Source organism: Microbacterium umsixpiens, from assembly GCF_053543675.1.
In genome coordinates this window covers 1-4,356 of the sequence record NZ_JBLVOH010000119.1, presented here as the reverse complement: position 1 = coordinate 4,356, position 4,356 = coordinate 1, and the positions used below count along the sequence as shown (strand labels likewise).

Sequence of the window (4,356 nt, the reverse complement as noted above, 5' to 3'; positions counted from 1 at the left end):
GCTGACCAAAGAGACAAATTCATTGCTGACTTTATCCGTTGCCAACCCCACAAGGAGGTTGGTCTTTGATCCAAAGGAATTCTCACCCCCACCGAAGTGGAGACGAGGATAATTTGGCATTTGACAAGTGCACGCTGTTGAGTTCTCAAGGATCGGATGCTCCCACGACCCAGCCATCACAGCCAGGCCCGCAGGGCAACTTCTCTATCTTACCGATCTCGTTTCCGTTGTCAAGTCCGATTTTCTTCGGCCTGACCGTGGGAACGGACCAGCACCTTCATCCTCTTCACTCAGTGAGTGTTTCAGATTCGGGAGGTGTTCGATGCTTGACGGGAGCCGGTCCGAGGACCTCCGCTCAACCGTTTGGGGCGAACAAGTAATAAGTTACGCGGATACCGGGGATCGGGCAAATCAGGGCTGACCGCCGGGCGTGTCGCCCGAGAACCCGCGTCACGGATCCGTCCTCGATGGACGGCGAGAGCACACCCTCGATCGCCGTACGGGCGCGACGTCACGGCGCGGGTGCATCCGACAGAGAGAGGGACCGGCGTTGCCGCGCACTCTCCCCCGTCGCGGTCCGACCGTCGACTCGAGCAAGCACACGAAGCGAAGAGGGCGGGGAAGGCAAAGAGCGCCGGAGGAAAGAAGAAAGCCCCCGGTTCTCACCGGGGGCTTTCGTGTTCTGTGGACCTAAGGGGATTCGAACCCCTGACCTCCTCGATGCGAACGAGGCGCGCTACCAACTGCGCCATAGGCCCGTGAACGAGATCTACGCTATCACGACGAAAGCGTTGCTCGCGTCTGCCACGATCACCCCGCGGCTCGGCGCGAGAGCAACTCCCGCACGTGCGCCTCGATCTCCGCATCGTCGACGAAGCCCATCTTCGCGTAGGGCGACGACGCGGCAGGAAGCTGCACCGGTGGTGCCGGCGCCATCTGCTCGGCGCGCTCACGCAGCGCGGCGACTCTGGCTGCCTTGCGGCGTTGCTCCTGCGCCTCGATCTGGGCCTGCGCAGCCTGCGCACGCGATCCCGACACGGACACCAGCGGCTCTGGGAGCGGACGCGGTGTCCACGTCGCCGGCCCCTGGTCGTGCAGCACGGGTGCGACACGTTCCTTGACGGGTGGCGCCACCTCATGCGTGGCGCGCGCCGCGCGGTTCGCGACCGCCGCCATCCTCTGGAGCGCGATGCCGGCGGGCAGGATCATCGACCCGCCGAGCCACAGCAGCACCGAGGACCCGACGGCCACGAGCTGCCAGATGCCGAATGCGACCACGGCGAGACCGAGCAGGAGAGAGATCGTCGCGACCATGCGCACCCGGCGGCGGGCGCGAGCGCGACGGATCACCGGGTCGGCCCTGGTCGCTGCGAGTTCCTCGCGAAGAGACTCGAGCTCGGCGGCCTCGCGTTCCGACTGCACCCGCTTGGCGAGCTTCTGCTGTGCCAGCGCCGTACGGGCGTTCAGCTCGACGTGCACCTCGGCCGGAGTCTCACTCGTCTCGGCGAGGATGCGGAGCGCCTGGTTCAGTCGAACGGCGTTGCGTTCCGCGGCGTTGTATTGGAAGCGGCCTCTCCACGAAGGGAGCAGGTAGAGCATCCAGAGGAGCACGGCGACGAGCACGATCACTCCCCCGCTCAGCACCGGCCCGTCCATATCGACAACGGTACGGGTTCAGCGGTGACAGAGCCGTACAGAAGGGCGCGTGTCGCGGCGAGTCCGTCAGGATCGCCCGGCGAGCACCGGCTCAGAGGGGGATTCGGTCGGACGGCGGTACCGTCGCGGCGTCAGGCGGCACCCGACCGCTGAGCCAGCGTGCGAGCACACCCTGAGGGACGTCTTCGCGGGTCAGCGCGAACGCGTAGTGATCACGCCAGTCGCCGTCGATATGGATGTAGCGGCGGCGCAGACCCTCGTAGCGGAATCCGAGCTTCTGAACGATTCGAAGGCTCGCAGCGTTCTCCGGTCGGATGCAGATCTCCATCCGGTGCAGCCCGTACTCCGTGAAGCAGGCATCGGTGGCCAGCGCCACTGCGGTGGGGGTGATGCCCCGGCCCGCGAAACGCTCGCTCACCCAGTACCCGATGGTCGCCGAGCAGAGGGAGCCGCGCGAGACGCCCCACACATTGAGCTGCCCGGCGACCTCGCCGTCGTACTCCATGACGAACGGATAGCCCGATCCGTCACGGTACTGCTGAAGCAGACGACGGATGCTGAGCCTCATGTCGAACGAGACGGAGCCGTACGGGACGGTCGCTTCCCAGGGCTGGAGCCACGATCGGTTCGCGAGCAGCTCATGCTGCAGCGGGCGGGCATCCTTCGCCCGCACGAGTCGCAGCTCGATCGGTCCGTGTCGCATTCCCGTCGCCAGTTCCATGCCGCACCGACCTCCGCAGGATCGCCTAGAGGCGTTCCGCGAACTCCTTGAGCCAGGGCCGCAGCTCGGGGCCGAGGTCCTCCCGATCCGAGGCGAGCTGAACGATGGCCTTGATGTAGTCGACGCGGTCGCCCGTATCGTAACGGCGTCCTCCGAAGATGACACCGACGACGCCGGGTCCGTCGGGATCGGTCGCGAGTTCCTGCAGCGCATCCGTGAGCTGGATCTCGCCGCCCTTGCCCGGCTCGGTGCGCTCGAGGATCTCGAAAACCGACGCGGGAAGAACGTATCGACCGATGATGGCGAGGTTGGACGGAGCGTCTTCCTGCGCAGGCTTCTCGACGAGACCGGTGACCCGAACGGCAGCTTGGCCCTCGATCGGCTCGACCGCCGCGGCGCCATACATATGGATGTTGGCCGGGTCGACCTCCATCAGCGCGATCACCGCGGCACCGGAGCGCTCGTGCTCGGCGATCATGTCGGTGAGGAGCGGATCGCGCTCGTCGATGAGATCGTCGCCGAGCAGCACCGCGAACGAACTGTCGCCGACGTGGGTACGTGCACGCAGGACCGCGTGTCCGAGACCCTTCGGCTCGCCCTGCCGGACGAAGTGGATGTCGGCGAGGTCGCTCGACTTCATCACTCGCTCGAGTCGCCCCGTGTCGCCCTTCTCCATGAGCCTCACCTCGAGCTCGGGCACCGAGTCGAAGTGGTTGGAGATCGCGTTCTTGTTGCGGCCGATGATGACGAGGATGTCGTCGATCCCGGCGTCCGCAGCCTCTTCGACGACGTACTGGATCGCCGGCTTGTCGACGACGGGCAGCATCTCTTTCGGCATCGCCTTCGTCGCGGGAAGGAATCGAGTCCCCAGTCCTGCCGCGGGAATGACGGCTTTGATCTTGTGGTCAGCCATCCTCCCAGCCTAGCGGTGAGCGTCGCCGTAGACTCGGAGCCATGTCGAATGACGTCGAACACGCCAAGCGCGCTCTCCGCGCCGAACTGCGCGAAAGACGCCAGCTCCTCTCCGATCCGCAACGCGAGGCCGCGGCCACGGCGATCGGCGAGCGCCTCGACGCCCTGGTCGACGAGCTCGGCGCACAGTCGATCTCGTGCTTCCTGTCGACCACCACCGAGCCGGGCACCCGTGACTTCGTGACGAGGGCGGTGCGCCGCGGCATCCGCGTCCTGTTGCCGGTCACCCGCGCCGACGGTCTCCTGGACTGGGCCGTGGCCACCGACGACGACGAGGTTTCCGAAGGACTCCACGGCCTGCCGGAGCCCACCGGTGAGGTCCTCGGTCCGATCGCCGTCAACGACGTGGACCTGATGATCGTCCCTGCCGCCGCCGTCGATCGCACCGGGATGCGGATGGGCTGGGGACGCGGCTACTTCGACAAGACGATCGGCTCCATGGAGCAGTGCCCGCCCGTCTACGCGGTCATCTATGATTCCGAGGTACTCGACGAACTTCCGCGAGAGGTGCACGATCAGCCCGTGAACGGGATCGTGACGCCGTCGCAGACTCTCACCCTGTCGCCTCGGCGACGCTGACCTGCAAGGACCCCCATGCCCACCTACGCCTATGCCTGCACATCGTGCGGACACAAGTTCGACGCCGTGCAGAGCTTCGCGGATGACGCCCTGACGGTGTGCCCCGAGTGCGGCGGCCAGCTGCGGAAGCAGTACGGTTCGATCGGCGTCACCTTCAACGGGTCCGGTTTCTATCGCACGGACTCGCGTGCCAAATCCGGCGGTTCCGGGGATGCTTCGGCATCATCGAAGACGGAATCGACGACGAGCGCCAAACCGGCGGCTGCGTCGACTCCGGCCTCTTCGTGAGGCCCTGATCTACCGGGGGTTCCCATGCTCAAAGGTTTCAAGGACTTCCTGCTGCGCGGGAACGTGATCGATCTGGCCGTGGCCGTCGTGATCGGCACGGCGTTCACCGCGATCGTGACCGCGGTGGTCAACAGCATCAT

At 65.9% G+C, this 4,356-nt stretch carries 6 protein-coding genes and 1 tRNA gene; 3 read left to right on the top strand and 4 right to left on the bottom strand.

The features are described 5' to 3' along the window. Positions 1 to 685: 685 nt before the first annotated feature. From ACNPM4_RS11940 to galU, 4 genes are all read right to left on the bottom strand, one after another. Positions 686 to 758: transfer RNA gene (locus ACNPM4_RS11940), tRNA-Ala, on the bottom strand. Between the two features lie 52 nt (positions 759 to 810). Next, the gene (locus tag ACNPM4_RS11935; protein ID WP_448985832.1) at positions 811 to 1,656 is read right to left on the bottom strand and encodes a hypothetical protein; all 846 of its coding nucleotides are present in this window, start codon (positions 1,654 to 1,656) and stop codon (positions 811 to 813) included. Positions 1,657 to 1,747: 91 nt separating this feature from the next. Continuing rightward, entirely contained in the window at positions 1,748 to 2,359 is a 612-nt protein-coding gene (locus ACNPM4_RS11930) for a GNAT family N-acetyltransferase (protein WP_448985834.1), read from the bottom strand. Positions 2,360 to 2,402: 43 nt separating this feature from the next. Continuing rightward, entirely contained in the window at positions 2,403 to 3,290 is an 888-nt protein-coding gene (gene galU, locus ACNPM4_RS11925; RefSeq protein ID WP_029262712.1) for a UTP--glucose-1-phosphate uridylyltransferase GalU, read from the bottom strand. Positions 3,291 to 3,331: 41 nt separating this feature from the next. Here galU and ACNPM4_RS11920 point away from each other — a divergent pair, with 41 nt between their 5' ends. The 3 genes from ACNPM4_RS11920 to ACNPM4_RS11910 form a co-directional block, all read left to right on the top strand. Then, positions 3,332 to 3,928: a 5-formyltetrahydrofolate cyclo-ligase gene (locus tag ACNPM4_RS11920; RefSeq protein WP_029262713.1), complete on the top strand. Its 597-nt coding sequence runs from the start codon at positions 3,332 to 3,334 to the stop codon at positions 3,926 to 3,928. Between the two features lie 15 nt (positions 3,929 to 3,943). After that, complete coding sequence (locus ACNPM4_RS11915) at positions 3,944 to 4,216, top strand: FmdB family zinc ribbon protein (protein ID WP_029262714.1); 273 nt, start codon at positions 3,944 to 3,946, stop codon at positions 4,214 to 4,216. A 24-nt stretch (positions 4,217 to 4,240) separates the two neighbouring features. Then, the coding region (locus ACNPM4_RS11910) for a large conductance mechanosensitive channel protein MscL (protein ID WP_448985833.1) at positions 4,241 to 4,356 on the top strand (116 nt) is incomplete at its 3' end.

Bases quoted from the DNA above. Each gene is read 5' to 3' on its own strand.
- galU (WP_029262712.1), bottom strand. From the start codon at position 3,290: ATGGCTGACCACAAGATCAAAGCCGTCATTCCCGCGGCAGGACTGGGG.
- ACNPM4_RS11915 (WP_029262714.1), top strand. From the start codon at position 3,944: ATGCCCACCTACGCCTATGCCTGCACATCGTGCGGACACAAGTTCGAC.
- ACNPM4_RS11935 (WP_448985832.1), bottom strand. From the start codon at position 1,656: ATGGACGGGCCGGTGCTGAGCGGGGGAGTGATCGTGCTCGTCGCCGTG.
- ACNPM4_RS11930 (WP_448985834.1), bottom strand. From the start codon at position 2,359: ATGCGACACGGACCGATCGAGCTGCGACTCGTGCGGGCGAAGGATGCC.
- ACNPM4_RS11920 (WP_029262713.1), top strand. From the start codon at position 3,332: ATGTCGAATGACGTCGAACACGCCAAGCGCGCTCTCCGCGCCGAACTG.